The sequence below is a fragment of the Enterobacter cloacae complex sp. ECL352 genome, from assembly GCF_020149545.1.
GTDB classification, from domain to species: Bacteria; Pseudomonadota; Gammaproteobacteria; order Enterobacterales; family Enterobacteriaceae; genus Enterobacter; species Enterobacter asburiae_B.
In genome coordinates, this window is the sequence record NZ_CP083709.1 from 3,434,310 (window position 1) to 3,450,129 (window position 15,820).

The window sequence follows — 15,820 nt, forward strand, 5'->3', positions numbered from 1 at the left end:
TAACCGCGATGGTTGTGAGGGGATTTTATATCCCCTCTCCCTGTGGGAGAGGGTTAGGGTGAGGGCATAAAACGGCTCAGGCCGTAACGGTTACGCTCTGTCCTTCAAAGCTCACGGTCTGACCCGCGACAATCTTGCAGCGCTTGCGCGTTTCTACCACGCCGTCGACTTTTACCAGCCCGTCGGCGATAACGATTTTCGCCTGCGCGCCGCTTTCGCTCCAGCCTTCCAGCTTCAGCAGATCGCACAGCTCAACGTGCGGGTGTTTACCTAATGAAAAAGTCGCCATCTTACGCGTCCTCTACGTCGTGATATTCTTCGCACGCCTGCAGCGTGTTCTGAATCAGCGTTGCTACGGTCATCGGGCCTACGCCGCCCGGTACGGGGGTGATGTAAGACGCGCGCGCGGCGGCATCTTCGTACACCACGTCGCCGACCACTTTGCCGTTTTCCAGACGGTTAATCCCGACGTCCACGACAATCGCGCCCTCTTTGATCCACTCGCCCGGAATAAAGCCCGGCTTGCCGACCGCGACGATCAGCAGATCGGCGTTTTCGACGTGGTGACGCAGGTTTTTGGTGAAGCGGTGGGTCACGGTGGTGGTGCAGCCCGCCAGCAGCAGCTCCATGCTCATCGGGCGGCCCACGATGTTGGACGCACCGATAACCACGGCGTTCAGACCGTAGGTGTCGATGTTATAGCGCTCCAGCAGCGTCACAATGCCGCGCGGCGTGCACGGGCGCAGACGCGGCGCGCGCTGGCACAGGCGGCCAACGTTGTACGGATGGAAACCGTCCACGTCTTTATCCGGCGCGATACGCTCCAGCACCTTCACGTTGTCGATACCCGCCGGCAGCGGCAGCTGAACCAGAATACCGTCGATCTCTTTATCGGCATTCAGGGTGTCAATAAGTTCCAGCAGCTCTGCTTCGCTGGTGGTTTCCGGCAAATCGTAAGAGCGGGAGACGAAGCCCACCTCTTCACACGCTTTGCGCTTGCTGCCGACATAAATCTGCGATGCCGGGTTGCTGCCAACCAGCACAACGGCCAGCCCGGGGGCGCGTTTTCCGGCAGCTTTACGCGCCTTCACTTTTTCCGCGACCTCAGAGCGCACCTGCTGCGCAATCGTTTTACCGTCAATAATCTTTGCTGCCATCAGAGAGAAGATTCCGTCTGTAACGTTTGAAAGGGGGGATGGCGTGTATTTTGTCAGAAGCGAGCGTCGCTGTCAGTCACCCTTTACGCGTTTTTATCAGTGAGACGCAAAAACCCTTCTTAAGGGATGGTCAATTTCTTAGGCGGGATTAGGATGTGACCTGGCGAAATAGCAGCGTTTTGACATATTTAAAAAACGCGTCCTGAGCTACTTTGTCTCCTCCGAAATAAGCTTTCAATTAATCAATTGAACGTATTTCTTATTCCCGATTATTCGCGGGAAGGGTTATTTACATTTTAAAGGAATAGACATGAAACTCAGCAACATTGCTTCTACTGTTATTGCTACTTTGGCCCTGGTTGCAGGTGCCGCAAATGCAGCAGATCCTGCTGCGCCGGTTTCCGTAAATGGCGGTACCGTACATTTTAAAGGTGAGCTGGTTAATGCGGCTTGTTCAGTAAATACTGATTCTTCCGAGCAGACCGTTAATCTGGGTCAGTATCGTACCGCGAAATTTACCAAAGTGGGCGACACCACCTCTAATATTCCATTCAACATTGAACTGAATGATTGCGATCCGCTGGTTGCCAAAACTGCCGCTGTTGCGTTCACCGGTCAGATCGACCCAACCGACAAAACCCTTCTGGCCGTGACCTCCGGTAACAACGACAACACCGCGAAAGGCGTGGGTATCGAGATCCTCGACAGCAAATCCAGCGTTCTGACCCCAGACGGCGCGACCTTCTCTGCTGCGCAGACGCTGATCGAAGGGACCAACACCCTGAAGTTCACCGCACGTTACAAATCAACGGCTGCCACCACTGAGCCAGGCCAAGCAAACGCTGACGCCACCTTCGTAATGAAATACGAGTAATTCCTCCGCACAGGGATGTTCAGGCCTCACGGACGAGGCCCGTCATACGCTAATGCCAGGAACGAAGGATGACAAGGACTGGAACACTACTGCTGTTAACCCTTGCGATGGCTTGCCCGGCATCGGCGCATACCGTGGTGATCGAAGGTGGCAAGGTTCATCTCAGAGGTGAACTGGTGAACGGCGGCTGCGCCGTGGCGCCCGACAGCCAGAATATGCGCATCGACATGGGGCAGTACCGAACCAATTCATTTTCCGGTGTGGGCAGTTTTTCCACGGTTAACGTGCCTTTTACCGTGCGGCTGCTGGATTGCAGCGTTGATGTTTCGCGCACCGTGGGGATCCAGTTTCAGGGCGTGACGCCCGCAGAAGATCCGCAGGTCTTTCTGGCGACCTCGCGGCCGGGTGAAACGCCCGTCAGCAGCGGCGTGGGGCTGGCGCTTTTTGACGAACAGCAGCGTCAGATTATCCCAAATGCCACGGCCGTCAGCTGGCTGCCGATCGATACCCGCGAGCTCGCGTTCCATTTTAGCGCCCGCTATCGGGCTATTTCCGAACACCTCGAGCCAGGCAAAATTCAGTCGGATGTCTGGTTTACGTTGATTTATCCATAACACCTGCGAACACATTATTAAAGGTACGGTTGTGATGAATACCCTAATTAAACCAGGACTTTTTTTATCGTTTATTTTGATGATGGTTTCTGCCTGCGCAAATGCTTCCGGCGGTATTGCGCTGGGGGCCACGCGCGTTATTTATCCCGCAGAGGCGAAGCAAACGTCGCTGGCGATCACCAACAGCAACAAACAGGAACGCTATTTAATTAACGCGTGGATCGAAAATGCGAGCGGGCAAAAAGAAAAAACCTTTGCCGTCACTCCGCCCCTGTTTGTCAGCGAGCCGAACAGTGAAAACACGCTGCGTATTATTTACGCCGGGCCAGCGCTGCCTGCCGATCGCGAATCGCTCTTTTACATGAACGTGAAGGCGATCCCGTCGGTGAACAAAGCGAAAACGGAAAACAATAACGTGCTGCAGCTGGCGATCCTCTCACGCATCAAGCTGTTTGTGCGCCCGAACAACCTGGCGATGCAGCCGGAAGAGGCGCTTTCCCAGCTGCGGTTTGAGCGCGCGGGCAGCCATCTCAAAGTCAGCAACGCTTCCCCGTATTACATCACCCTCGTCAACCTGAAGCTGGGCGGGCAGCAGCTGGATAACCTGATGGTTGCGCCGAAAAGCTCGGCTCAGCAGGTGCTGCCAGCCGGTGCTGGCGGTACGCTTTCCTGGCAGAGCGTGAATGACTACGGTGCCATCACTCCGGCGCGTAGCGTCAACCTGTGAGCAGAGTCAGGGCGATGAAAAAGCACCAGAGACGTTACTGCCCGGTTGCACTGGCGCTGATGGCTGCGCTCTGGCCGCAGGCTGGCTGGAGCGAAAGTTATTTCAACCCGGCCTTCTTGTCGGACGACACCGCCAGCGTGGCGGATTTGTCGCGTTTTGAACAAGGACACCAGCAGGCACCCGGCGTTTATCGCGTGGATATCTGGCGTAACGATGAGTTTATCGGTACCCAGGACGTGCGTTTCGAGCAGGCCGAGAACACGCCGCCGGTGGCGGGCGGTTTGTCGGCGTGCATTACGCGCGCGATGCTCGATCGCTTTGGCGTCAACGTCGCGGCGTTTCCCGAGCTGGCTAAGGTGCAGGGCGACACCTGCGTTCCGTTGGCCACGGCCATACCCGGCAGCGAAACGGTATTCAATTTTGCCTCTCAGCGTCTGGACGTCAGCCTGCCGCAGGTGGCGTTGCAAAACAGCGCCCGGGGCTACATTCCGCCTGAACAGTGGGATGAAGGCATTCCCGCCGCGCTGGTGAACTACAGCTTCACCGGTAACCGGGGAAGCGAAGACGACAGCTATTATCTGAACCTGCAGAGCGGGTTGAACTATGGCGCCTGGCGTTTACGTAACAACGGCGCATGGCGGTACACGCAGAATAACGGGCAGCGGCACAGCGAGTGGCAGAATATTGGCACCTGGGCGCAGCGCACCGTCATCCCGCTCAAAAGCGAACTGGTGCTGGGCGACAGCAATACCGGGAATGACGTCTTCGACAGCATGGGTTTTCGAGGTGGGCGGCTCTTCTCGTCTGACAGCATGTACCCGGACAGCCTGCAGGGCTACGCGCCGACCGTGCGGGGGATCGCCCGTACGCCTGCCAAAGTGGTGGTTCGCCAGAACGGCTACGTTATCTATCAAAGCTATGTCCAGCCGGGCGCATTTGCGATTACCGATCTTAACCCGACCTCCTCAAGCGGTGACCTGGAAGTCACGGTCGAAGAGAAAGACGGCACCCAGCAGCGCTATACCGTGCCGTACTCCACCGTGCCGCTTCTGCAGCGTGAAGGGCGCTGGAAGTATGACCTCGTTGCCGGGGATTACCGCAGCGGTAACAGCGATCAGGATACGCCGTTCTTCACTCAGGGCACCCTGATTACCGGTCTTGCCAACGGTTACACGCTCTACGGCGGGACGCAGCTGGCGTCACGCTATACCGCGGTGGCCGTCGGGGCCGGGAAAAACTTGGGCGACTGGGGCGCGGTCTCGCTCGATATCACCCACGCCCGCAGCCAGCTCGCGGACGACAGCAGGCACGAAGGGCAGTCTCTGCGCTTCCTTTACGCGAAATCCCTTAACGGCTTCGGCACTAACTTCCAGCTGCTGGGCTACCGCTACTCCACAAAAGGGTTTTACACCCTCGACGATGTCGCCTGGCGCTCAATGGAGGGCTATCAGTATGCCGAGAGCCAGAACGATAACGATGTGCCGGACGTGCAGAGCTATCACAACCTGACGTGGAATAAAAAAGGCCGCTTTCAGCTCAACGTCTCTCAGTCGCTGGGGGACTACGGCTCGGTCTATATCTCCGGTAGCGAGCAGACCTACTGGGGAACAGACGAGACGAACCTCTGGTACCAGCTGGGCTATGCGGGCGGCGTGAAGGGGATCAACTACTCCGTCTCGTGGTCGTGGAACAAATCCGTTGGGATAGACGGCACCGATCGGATCGCGTCGTTTAACGTCTCCGTGCCGTTCAGCCTCTTTACCCGTCAGGGCTATCGCCGGGACAGCGCGATTGACCGCGCCTACGCTACGGCATCCGCCAGTCGAAACAGCGATGGCGACACAAGCTGGCAAACCGGCGTCAGCGGAACGCTGCTGGAGGACCGCAACCTGAACTACAGCGTGACCCAGGGACACGCCAGCACCAACGGCGCAAGCGGAAGCGCCAGCGCCAACTGGCAGGCGACCTACGGCACGCTGGGCGTTGGCTACAACTATTCCCGCGATCAGCACGATCTCAACTGGCAGCTCTCCGGCGGGGTGGTCGGCCACGCCGACGGCGTGACCTTCAGCCAGCCGCTGGGCGACACCAACGTGCTGATCAAAGCGCCGGGAGCATCGGGCGTCAGTATTGAAAACCAGACCGGCGTGAAAACCGACTGGCGAGGCTACGCGGTGATGCCGTATGCCACCGTCTATCGCTACAACCGCGTGGCGCTGGATACCAACACCATGAGCAATAACACCGATATCGAAAACAACGTGAGCAGCGTGGTGCCGACCAAAGGCGCGCTGGTGCGCGCCAGCTTTGATACCCGCATTGGCGTGCGCGCCCTGCTGACGGTAACGCGCGGCAACCAGCCGGTGCCGTTCGGCGCGGTGGTGCGTGAGACCAAAAGCGGCGTGACCAGCATGGTGGGGGATGACGGGCAAATTTACCTGAGTGGGCTGCCGCTGGAGGGCGAACTGCTGATCCAGTGGGGCGACGGGGCGCAGTCCCAGTGTCGCGCACCTTACAGCTTATCTGAACAGAGCCTGCAACAGGCAATCACACTTAAGGGGATCGGCTGTGATTAAAACTCAACTCTTTGCCTTGTCGCTGCTGGCGCTACTGCCCGCGACAAACGCATTAGCGACCGTGTGCGTCAATGAAAAAGGCGTGCCGACGGAAGTGCATTACGACCTGACGGATAAATTCAACAGCTCGAATAACCAGATTGGGCAGGTCGTGACGCTCAGCGAGAAATCGCAGTGGGTAGGGGTGAATGCCGTCTGCCCGAAGGGCACGACCGGGAATACCACCAAGCGCAGCTATGTGACCGATTATCCGGTCACGGGGACCAGCGATGGCTATCAGTATCTGAAGCTTAACGACTATCTGGACGGGGCGATGAAAATCACGGACAGCTATGCTGGCGTGTTTTACCCGCCAAAAAGCTATATCCAGATGGGGAGCCATCCTAACGTCTCCAAAAACAAACCGTTTGGCGTTCAGGACTCCAGCCTGGTCTTCCGTCTTAAGGTGACCCGGCGTTTTATCAACATGGTGGTGATCCCGCGTGCCACCATGTTCCGCGTTTACGTCACCACTACCTCTTCCGATCCGTTAACCACGCCGGTCTATACCATCAGCTACAGCGGAACCATTCAGGTGCCGCAAAGCTGCGCCATTAATGCCGGTAACGTGGTGGAGTTTGATTTCGGCGACATTGGCGCCTCCTTGTTCAGCAAGGCGGGCGTGGGTAACAAGCCGGAGGGCGTCTCATCGCAAAGCAAAACCATCGCCATTAAATGCACCAACGTGGAGGCAAACGCCATGCTGACGATGCGCGTCGAGGCGGAAAAAGTCTCTGATAATGTGCTGGTGTCGGATAACCCGGATGTGGGGTTCATCATTGCCAGCGAGAGCGGGGCGCCGCTGACGCCCAACAACCTGACGAGCAAAATTCCGTTCCGCCTCGACGACAGCGCGCAGGCGCAGGTGGGGATCCGGGTCTGGCCGGTGAGCGTGACGGGCAATAAGCCAGCGGAAGGGCGCTTCACCTCGCGCGGGTATTTGCGCGTGGATTACGACTAAGGAGCCGATATGCGAAACAGGATCCGTTTTCTCACCGTAGCGCTCTTTGCGCTTTGCACGCAGGCTCAGGCGGACACCGCGTTGGGCGAGATTAACATTCGGCTCTACGGCAATATCGTCGATTTTACCTGCGTTGCTGAGGGCAGCGACAGCGACAAGGCTGTCCCGCTGGGCACCTGGCCCACGAAACAGCTCAGCACCACCGGGAGCCGCACGCAGCCGATGCCGTTTACGCTGAAGCTGACCGGCTGCCCGCCGGGCGCGGCGTCCATTACGTTTTCGGGTAAAGCCGACGGAAGCAATAGCGGCCTGCTGGCGCTGAATGACGCCAGTACTGCAAGCCATGTCGCCGTTGAGATCAGGGATGCGGATAAAACGCGGCTGGCGCTTCAGCAGGCCAGCCAGCCGGTCTCGGTTGATGCGCAGGGAAATGCGATTCTGTCATTTTATGCCAATTATATTGCCACTGCCGATAACCCTCAGCCCGGACGGGCTGATGCGGATGCCACCTTCATGATTAATTATAATTAGCACTGACCGCACTCCCTGCAGCTCAGATAAGCTGCAGGGAGTGAATTCAGGTTATAGCAGCTCGTGGGCTTTAGCGTAATCAATTAATTCCACGATGCTTTGCACACCCAGCTTGGAATAAATATTGGATTTGTGCGCGCTAATGGTCTTGTTGCTTAATAGTAGCTGTTCAGCAATTTCCTTGTTGGATAATCCATTCGCCAGATACCGTAATACCGTGACCTCGCGATTCGATAATGGCATATCTACTGCCATCCCTTTCCCGGAACCCAAATGGTTTATAAAGTTCAACGTCTCTGACGGGAAAAAGGAATAGCCCATCAGAATCATTTCTACGGCGTTGTAGATCTCACCCAAATCTTTTCGTTTACTGACGAAGCCATTTGCCCCGGCGCGAATGGCGCGACCTGCGTAAAACAACTCTGATTTAGACGAGAGGAACAGAACCTTAATGTTTTTGTTTAAATTCCTGATTCTCTTCAGTAAAGAGAAGGCATCCGTGCCCGTGAGTTCAATGTCAAGGATCACCAGATCGATAGGGTGATTGCGGATACAGTCAAGGACTTCATGGCTATCGCCAGACTTGAGCTTGACTGTGATATTCTTATTTTTCTGTAGCAGGACTTCTATCGACATTCTGACGATAGGATGTTCGTCCATAATGATAACGGATGCCGGTTTCATTTTTAATGCCTCAGATTATTAAAAGCGTTATGCAGAGTTTGGTAAAACTCTCGAAATGCCGGAAGGATATAATGTGCAGATCCCTATACCGTAGTATTTCCCTGGAAAGAGCGAAAGCATCCTTGTTTACGTAATGAAAAGAACTATGCCTCAGCGCGGTCATCTCATTAGGCTGGTGTTGGCAAAAAGGTTTTTCTTATTCATATTTGATACGCATCTTATTATACAGGGTAAGTTTTTTCCGAAAACCCTGTAAATTAATATGAGGGTATTGGTTTGTATTATCTTCTGGATCTGAATCGCTATTTTTTTAAATTTAGCGGAAATATCCTGTTATCTCATTTACCGCATTTTTTCATCTTTATGTAATAACAAAAAATAACAGATATCTCTGTATGTTGATTAATTGTTAACAAAAATACGCCTCTTTGAAAGGGACGAACCCGCAAAAGTGAGGTTGAAAATTGCCCTCGCAGGCCGTCTGACCTTCATCTGAAAGTGCTTACGCCGATCCGGATAACGGCGTCTGGTGCACAGGAGAACGTGCTGCCCGCTTTGCTTTTTACTCCTGGCAGTTGTCGCTAAGCTGCTTGTTTTTACATCATTATCATCTTGTTAACGCCTTCTGCATTCGCTTAACGGATGGAGGAAAGTGCTGCCGTTCCGCTAATCTGTGGCATTTCACAAGGTTCGCGCCCATAAATTAGGAATAGTTATAAATTCGATTATATTGTTAAAAATTAACATTTTCGCAACGCAAGTGGTAAGTAAATTCTTAAACCGCTTTAGGAAATAAGGGGTTAGGAGGTGAGTGAAAACGTGCAGTCTGAGAGGTTATTAAGAAGATGCAGCAATTCCTGGCGATGGCTTAGCCCCAGCTTCAGCAGGATGCAGCTGAGACGATAGATAATGCGGCTATAGGGGCGATTCTGCATAAGGGCAATCTGACGCAATGTCTTGCCCCGGGATAGCTCCTGCAGAATGGGCCATTCGTTGCGCGAGAACCAGTCTTTCTCGGTTCCCGGCGGAGGGAGGGGATCCTGCAGGCTGTGCTGGAGCGCGGCGGCGTTCAGCTGACGTTCGAGCACATGAAAGGGACCTGCCGCTTTGCAGAAGAGGCGGGTGTCGTAATTATCGGCCCGGACCAACAGCCAGGGCGTCAGGAACGGAGGAAACAGGCTATGCCGTCTCAACTGATCCAGTTTCTCCAGAAGCCCCGTGGATCGGCTTTCAATATCCACGACCAGACGGGCTGAGGGCCACTGCGTCTGAGCGATAAGGGCGTCGTCCAGCGTGGCGTAGTCGCAGCAGCTGCTCAGGGGAAACTGCCCGTGGAGAAAACCGGTGCGCAGGTAGTGATCCTCCGTCACCAGAAGGATAAACGGGGCGTCTGTTTTGCGGGGCTGGCTGATGGACTGGCTCAAAAATTCGAGCCGGTCGAAAAAGGGGGGAGCAAAAGGTGAGCGCGTAAATCCCAGTGCATCACTTCCTGTACGCCGCCGCCGGTAACGGCGCACTGTCATTCGCATGGTCTCCCTCCTGGAAATGGCGTTTTAATCCTCCGGCCATGTCCAGGACGGCCAGTAATATCCCTGGCCGAGGTCTGCGCCTGCCTGCAGTGCCCAGGTACGATCGCGTTCAGTCTCAATACCTTCAATAAGCACTTTCCCGGCAAGCTGAAAGCAAAGGGAAACCAGTTGCCTCAGCGCAGGGGTGTCGCGTAAACGCCAGAATGCTTCCTTATCTATTTTGATGCCGCTTAACGGGAGTCGGCAGGATAAAAACGACTGCACGGTGACGTCATCCACGTCATCAAGCCAGATTGCGTGTCCCTGTCTGCTAAGTTGCCGCAGATTTTGAACGACATGCTGCTTCTCGACGAGGGTCAGCGCTAAAAAGGACGCGAGATCGACAATCTCAATATTGAGCGACACGTCTGGCAACCGGATAAGCCGCTGAAAAGAGGCTGTCTCTGTCAGGACGGTTATCGGCAGATTAATAAAAAGATTATGACCGTGCGGCGCATTTTTTAACGCGGCAAGCTGCGCTTCAAGCAGCGCTATCGACCAGTCTGCGGACCGTTCGCAAAAAAAGTCCTCGCTGTGCCGCGTGTCGGACAGAACGCTAAGTACCTCCACGCCAACCAGGCGCAGGGAGGAAAGGGCGACGATGGGCTCAAGCTTAATGCCGACGATGTCCTGAGAAATGTACTGTAACCGGGGGGGCGTATCGATCAGGTTTTGCGCTGTCACTCCATTGTCCTGTTGTCTGTCAGCCTCCAGGCGGCCGGGATACCTGACTCTAGTGTGACGAGCTGACGGTCAGGAAAACAGCAGGCGTTACTTAAATGCAACTAAGCCTTTTCGCAGCGCTAAATTTTACGGTGAAACAGGGCGAAATGTTGAGAAAATAGCCGTATTTACAATCGGCTAGCGGTAATTGGCCCTGAAAACGGAAAAGGCATTGACTCACCTGCCATTGACCGTATAATTCTTCGCGTTTCACCACCGCGAAGTACACGCATATCAGTGCGCCCTTAGCTCAGTTGGATAGAGCAACGGCCTTCTAAGCCGTAGGTCGTAGGTTCGAATCCTACAGGGCGTGCCATTTCATTTCATAGAGTTACGCCTCCTTCACATCCTCCTGATTTCCGCTGTGGGACATATTTGGAACATCGCCCCTAAAATTTACCGGTCAAGAAGGACATTTATGTGGTATCTACTCGCAACTTCGCTTGCCGCACTCTCCCTTAATAAAAGCCTGGCTTACCTGATTCTGGGATTAACGGCATTTCTCGGCTGGAAACAGAGTATTCTTGACGCCCCGGCGCTGCTGGTTATTGCATCAATCGTCGTTGGCTGGTCTGTTGTTGAATGGCTACGGAATAAAAATAATAAATATACGTATCTGGTCGAAGGCCTGTGCGTGGCCATCGCCGTTGCCCTGGTTTTGCATCTGATCCCGGGTTTTCATAACCCCAAAGTGCTGGATGCTGTCGTCGTAGGTCCGCAAAGCATACCGTTCAGTATGTACTTTAATATGGACAAGGCAGTGGTGCCGTTCTTTTTAATTACGTGCATGCCAACGTTATTCGTCGCAAAACCCCTCTATAAAGCGGGCAAGGTCGGCTGGGGAATATTGGTTCTTGCGATACCCGCGCTGTTACTTCTGGCTGTTGCGTTGGGTGGACTTAAAATTGAGCCGCATGCGCCAGAATGGTTCGCTCAATTTGCCCTTGCGAATATTTTTTTCGTCTCTTTGGCTGAGGAAGCCTTGTTCAGAGGCTACCTGCAGCAACGCTTGTCCCGGATTATTCATCCTGTTGTCGCGCTGTTGATTGCCTCAGTCATCTTTGGATTGATGCATTATAGCGGCGGTTTACTACTGATTATTTTTGCCAGCCTCTCCGGCATTATTTACGGCCTGGCGTGGATGTGGAGCGGCAGGCTCTGGGTTGCAACGTTATTCCATTTTGTGCTGAACTGCGTGCATTTATTGTTCTTCACCTATCCTATGTATGCCCCTCATGCGGTTTTGTGATGCTTTTTAAATTAGTCGCCTTATAAATTTAGCGACCTCCGGATAAGCATAAAAAGCCCCGCAAGATCGGGGCTTTTATATCTGCCGGGCGCATGAATAACAGATTTACCTTCGCGTCATAATGAATAGAAGGCTAATGAATTTCACTGTAGGCAGGCTTAAGGTTTTCTTAATCTAAAAATTATCTCTCATGAAAATTTGGATTTTTATCATTCTAAAATCTGCTAAAAAGAAATTTTACACTTTTACGACTAAACTCGATTGATACTAATTATCATTAGCGTTGTTGTATGCTTTAATCCTGTCCCACAAAGCTATGAGTCGTTAATCCCGTTGGTCTATAAAGGATATGTTCATGAATTCTCGCCTGCTGTCCTGCTTCTCGCTTGCCTTGTTGTCTTCATCCCTTTTCCTTTCCACACAAGCGGTTGCCGCCGATAACAACGAAGGTATCGTTGTTTATAACGCGCAGCACGAAAACCTGGTGAAGTCGTGGGTTGACGGTTTTACCAAAGAAACCGGCATTAAAGTCACTCTGCGTAATGGCGATGACAGCGAGCTGGGTAACCAGCTGGTTCAGGAAGGCAGCGCGTCACCGGCAGACGTGTTCCTGACGGAGAACTCTCCTTCTATGGTGCTGGTGGATAATGCCAACCTGTTTGCGCCATTGGATGCAGACACCCTGAAGCAGGTACCGGCAGAATATCGTCCGGCGCACGGCCGCTGGATTGGCATCGCGGCCCGCAGCACGGTGTTTGTGTATAACCCGGAAAAGCTGAACGAAAAGCAGCTGCCTGAATCGCTGATGGATCTGGCAAAACCCGAGTGGAAAGGCCGCTGGGCGGCATCACCGTCAGGCGCGGATTTCCAGGCCATCGTGAGCGCGATGCTGGCGCTGAAAGGCGAAAAGGCCACGCTGGAATGGCTCAAGGCGATGAAAGCCAATTTCGTTGCCTATAAAGGCAATAGCACCGTGATGAAAGCGGTCAATGCCGGTCAGATTGATGGCGGCGTGATTTATCACTACTACCGTTTTGTCGATCAGTCCAAAACCGGTGAAAACAGCAAAAACACCCAGCTCTACTACTTCAAACACCAGGATCCGGGCGCGTTTGTGAGCCTCTCTGGCGGCGGCGTGCTGGCATCCAGCAAACACAAAGCGCAGGCGCAGGCCTTCATCAAATACATTACCGGTAAAGAAGGCCAGGAAAGCCTGCGTACCAACAACGCCTTTGAATATGCAGTGGGCGTGAACGCGGCCTCAAACCCGAAACTGGTCCCGCTGAAAGATCTTGATGCACCGAAAGTTGAACCTTCAACGCTCAACAGTAAAAAAGTTATCGAGCTGATGACGCAAGCCGGCCTGCTGTGATCCTGAGAGTGAAGTGAACGTCTTATGTCTGGTCTGAGTCTCGACATCGGAAAAAACAGAGCGCAGGAGCCTGCCCGCAGGCGTCCTGCACTGCCGATGGTTGCGTTAGCTGTGTTGTTTTCATTAATGGCGCTTCTGCCTTTGGGTTTTATCATTGCCATTGGCATTGAGACCGGCTGGGAAACCATTAAGGCGCTGGTGTTTCGCCCGCGTGTTGCTGAGCTGCTCAGCAACACGCTGTGGCTGACGGCTTTAGCGGTTCCGCTGTGTATCGTGACGGGCGTGGCAATCGCCTGGCTCACGGAGCGCACGCAGCTTGCCGGGCGAGGGATCTGGTCCGCACTGGCGGTCGCCCCGCTGGCGATCCCCGCGTTTGTGCAAAGCTACGCCTGGGTGAGCGCTGTCCCTTCCATGCACGGGCTCTCCGCGGGCGTGTTCCTCTCGGTTCTTGCCTACTATCCGTTTATCTATATGCCGGTTGCGGCGGTGCTGCGTCGCCTTGACCCGACGCTTGAAGATGTCGCCGCTTCGCTGGGAACGCCGCCTTGGCGGGTCTTTTTCCGCGTGGTGTTGCCCCAGCTCAAGCTCGCTATCTGTGGCGGCGCGCTGCTGGTGGCGCTGCACCTGCTGGCGGAATATGGCCTGTACGTGATGATCCGCTTTGATACCTTCACCACGGCAATTTATGACCAGTTCCAGTCTACCTTCAGCGGCCCGGCGGCGAACATGCTGGCGGGCGTGCTGGCCTTGTGCTGTCTGGCTATATTAATGCTGGAGGGCGTGACGCGCGGAAAAGCACGCTACGCGCGCATTGGCGCCGGGGCCGCGCGCGAGCAGAAACGCTGGCCGCTGAAGCCTGCGGCCGCCGCGCTGGGCCAGCTGTTTTTCATCGTGCTGATCGTGCTGGCGCTGGGCGTGCCGTTAATTGTCCTGTGTCGCTGGATTTGGCTCGGCGGCGTGCAAAACTGGATGAGTGCCGATCTCTGGCACTCCCTGCGCCAGACGCTGATGCTCGGCGTGGGCGGCGCGCTTCTGACGACGGCGTGCGTGATCCCCATCGCGTGGCTCGGTATCCGCTATCCGCACCGCATCTTCCGGATGCTGGAAGGGTGCATCTATATCACCAGCTCGCTGCCGGGCATCGTCACGGCGCTGGCGCTGGTCACCGTCACCATTCACTACGCCCGTCCCATTTACCAGACGGAAATTACCCTGTTCCTTGCCTACCTGCTGATGTTTATGCCCCGTGCGCTCATCAACCTGCGGGCGGGGATTGCGCAGGCGCCGGTCGAACTGGAGAACGTGGCGCGCAGCCTGGGCAGCACGCCCGCGAAGGCGCTCTGGAGCGTCACGATGCGGCTGGCCGCGCCGGGTGCGGCGGCGGGGGCCGCGCTGGTTTTCCTCGGCGTCAGCAACGAGTTGACCGCCACGCTGCTGCTCTCTCCGCTGGGCACGCGCACGCTCTCCACCGGATTCTGGGCGCTGACCAGTGAAATTGACTATGTTGCCGCCGCGCCTTACGCGATGCTGATGATCCTGATTTCACTCCCGCTGACCGCCATTCTCTATATGCAGTCGAAAAAAATTGCAGGGCTATGACATGCTTGAATTAACCGCCATTTCTAAATCGTTTTCTGATGTGCAGGTGCTCGACAGCTTAAACCTGAGCGTGGCGCCGGGGAGCAGGACGGCGATTGTCGGGCCGTCCGGGTCGGGGAAAACCACGCTGCTGCGTATTCTGGCCGGGTTCGAAACGCCTGACACCGGGCGCATTGTCATGCAGGGGAGAACGCTGTTCGATGAAAACAGTTTTGTTCCCGCCCACCTGCGCCGGATCGGTTTTGTGCCTCAGGAGGGTGCGCTGTTCCCGCACCTCAATGTGGCAGACAACATCGCCTGGGGGCTGGACGGCACTCGCCACGAGAAGCGCCAGCGCGTTGAGGCGCTGATGGAGATGGTTTCTCTGGACAGGCAGCTCGCAACGCACTGGCCCCACGAGATTTCCGGCGGACAGCAGCAGCGCGTGGCGCTTGCCCGTGCGCTGGCCCAGCGACCTTCACTGATGCTGCTGGATGAACCGTTCTCGGCTCTGGATACCGGCCTTCGCGCCATGACGCGTAAGGCAACGGCCGATCTGCTGGCCGAAGCGGGCGTAGCCTCGATTCTGGTCACCCACGATCAGAACGAAGCGTTGTCCTTTGCCACGCAGGTTGCCGTCATGCGCTCCGGGCGCTTCACGCAGGTCGGGACGCCTTATGACGTTTACACCCGTCCCGTTGACGAAGAGACGGCGCTGTTTCTTGGCGATGCCGTGATCCTGCCTGCTCAGCTCGCTGCCGGGTATGCCGTGTGCGCGCTGGGTGAAGTGCCGACGGACAACGCGCATGCGACAGGACAGGGCAGGGTAATGATGCGCCCTGAACAATTACGCGTGACGGCATGTGCAGCGCATGAAAGCCCGATCTCGATTCTCGACGTGGACTTCACCGGCCAGCTGTCAACGCTCACCCTGGGATTAGCCGGGCAGCAGCAGCCCGTAATTCTGAAGACCGTAAGCCAGCCAGGATGGAACCCGGGCACGGCGGTACGCATTGATATTGCTGGCACCGCGCGGGTGTTCGAATATTCTTAATATTCGTTAGTAATTTCATGCAACGGGTTGTTATAAAAGATTTTTCCCGAACGCATGGCAATTCCTGAGATTCTCTACCATGCTCATAAAACCTCACCACACTGCGTGAGGTT

15 protein-coding genes and 1 tRNA gene are annotated in these 15,820 nt (G+C 55.2%); 11 read left to right on the forward strand and 5 right to left on the reverse strand.

What is annotated here, in order from left to right:
* Positions 1–76 precede the first annotated feature (76 nt).
* Positions 77–289, reverse strand: a complete 213-nt coding sequence (ybcJ, locus tag LBF07_RS16665; RefSeq protein WP_023334767.1) for a ribosome-associated protein YbcJ — start codon at positions 287–289, stop codon at positions 77–79.
* A gap of 1 nt (position 290) precedes the next feature.
* On the reverse strand, positions 291–1,157 hold the full coding sequence (gene folD / locus LBF07_RS16670; RefSeq protein ID WP_008499332.1) for a bifunctional methylenetetrahydrofolate dehydrogenase/methenyltetrahydrofolate cyclohydrolase FolD: 867 nt from the start codon (positions 1,155–1,157) through the stop codon (positions 291–293).
* 310 nt (positions 1,158–1,467) lie between these two features.
* On the opposite strand from folD, the gene fimA reads away from it, so the two are divergent.
* The 6 genes from fimA (at position 1,468) to sfmF (ending at position 7,479) form a co-directional block, all read left to right on the forward strand.
* Entirely contained in the window at positions 1,468–2,031 is a 564-nt protein-coding gene (gene fimA, locus LBF07_RS16675; RefSeq protein ID WP_023310641.1) for a type 1 fimbrial major subunit FimA, read from the forward strand.
* Between the two features lie 68 nt (positions 2,032–2,099).
* Entirely contained in the window at positions 2,100–2,645 is a 546-nt protein-coding gene (fimI, locus tag LBF07_RS16680) for a type 1 fimbrial protein subunit FimI (RefSeq protein WP_023310642.1), read from the forward strand.
* A 34-nt stretch (positions 2,646–2,679) separates the two neighbouring features.
* Positions 2,680–3,372, forward strand: a complete 693-nt coding sequence (gene fimC, locus LBF07_RS16685; RefSeq protein ID WP_032661434.1) for a type 1 fimbria chaperone FimC — start codon at positions 2,680–2,682, stop codon at positions 3,370–3,372.
* Between the two features lie 14 nt (positions 3,373–3,386).
* Positions 3,387–5,948, forward strand: a complete 2,562-nt coding sequence (locus tag LBF07_RS16690) for a fimbrial biogenesis usher protein (RefSeq protein ID WP_094934732.1) — start codon at positions 3,387–3,389, stop codon at positions 5,946–5,948.
* Positions 5,941–6,948 (forward strand): type 1 fimbria D-mannose specific adhesin FimH, encoded by a 1,008-nt coding sequence (gene fimH, locus LBF07_RS16695; protein WP_112778344.1) that lies wholly within the window; start codon positions 5,941–5,943, stop codon positions 6,946–6,948. Before LBF07_RS16690 ends, fimH begins: the two co-directional genes overlap by 8 nt.
* Positions 6,949–6,957: 9 nt before the next feature.
* Positions 6,958–7,479: a fimbria assembly protein gene (gene sfmF, locus LBF07_RS16700; RefSeq protein ID WP_039263992.1), complete on the forward strand. Its 522-nt coding sequence runs from the start codon at positions 6,958–6,960 to the stop codon at positions 7,477–7,479.
* Positions 7,480–7,530: 51 nt separating this feature from the next.
* On the opposite strand, the gene fimZ is transcribed toward sfmF, so the two are convergent.
* The 3 genes from fimZ to LBF07_RS16715 form a co-directional block, all read right to left on the reverse strand.
* Entirely contained in the window at positions 7,531–8,163 is a 633-nt protein-coding gene (gene fimZ / locus LBF07_RS16705; RefSeq protein ID WP_032661427.1) for a fimbria biosynthesis transcriptional regulator FimZ, read from the reverse strand.
* An 800-nt stretch (positions 8,164–8,963) separates the two neighbouring features.
* On the reverse strand, positions 8,964–9,692 hold the full coding sequence (locus tag LBF07_RS16710; protein ID WP_048975481.1) for a response regulator transcription factor: 729 nt from the start codon (positions 9,690–9,692) through the stop codon (positions 8,964–8,966).
* A gap of 24 nt (positions 9,693–9,716) precedes the next feature.
* On the reverse strand, positions 9,717–10,415 hold the full coding sequence (locus LBF07_RS16715) for an EAL domain-containing protein (RefSeq protein WP_126327570.1): 699 nt from the start codon (positions 10,413–10,415) through the stop codon (positions 9,717–9,719).
* 278 nt (positions 10,416–10,693) lie between these two features.
* Between LBF07_RS16715 and LBF07_RS16720 the strand changes: the two genes are divergently transcribed.
* From LBF07_RS16720 to LBF07_RS16740, 5 genes are all read left to right on the forward strand, one after another.
* Positions 10,694–10,770: transfer RNA gene (locus LBF07_RS16720), tRNA-Arg, on the forward strand.
* A gap of 102 nt (positions 10,771–10,872) precedes the next feature.
* Positions 10,873–11,703 (forward strand): CPBP family intramembrane glutamic endopeptidase, encoded by an 831-nt coding sequence (locus LBF07_RS16725; RefSeq protein WP_094934730.1) that lies wholly within the window; start codon positions 10,873–10,875, stop codon positions 11,701–11,703.
* Between the two features lie 355 nt (positions 11,704–12,058).
* A complete protein-coding gene (locus tag LBF07_RS16730) occupies positions 12,059–13,075 on the forward strand; it encodes an iron ABC transporter substrate-binding protein (protein ID WP_039263996.1) in 1,017 nt (338 codons plus the stop codon).
* 24 nt (positions 13,076–13,099) lie between these two features.
* Positions 13,100–14,674 (forward strand): iron ABC transporter permease, encoded by a 1,575-nt coding sequence (locus LBF07_RS16735; RefSeq protein WP_165356691.1) that lies wholly within the window; start codon positions 13,100–13,102, stop codon positions 14,672–14,674.
* 1 nt (position 14,675) lies between these two features.
* The gene (locus tag LBF07_RS16740; RefSeq protein WP_048978908.1) at positions 14,676–15,707 is read left to right on the forward strand and encodes an ABC transporter ATP-binding protein; all 1,032 of its coding nucleotides are present in this window, start codon (positions 14,676–14,678) and stop codon (positions 15,705–15,707) included.
* Positions 15,708–15,820: the final 113 nt, after the last annotated feature.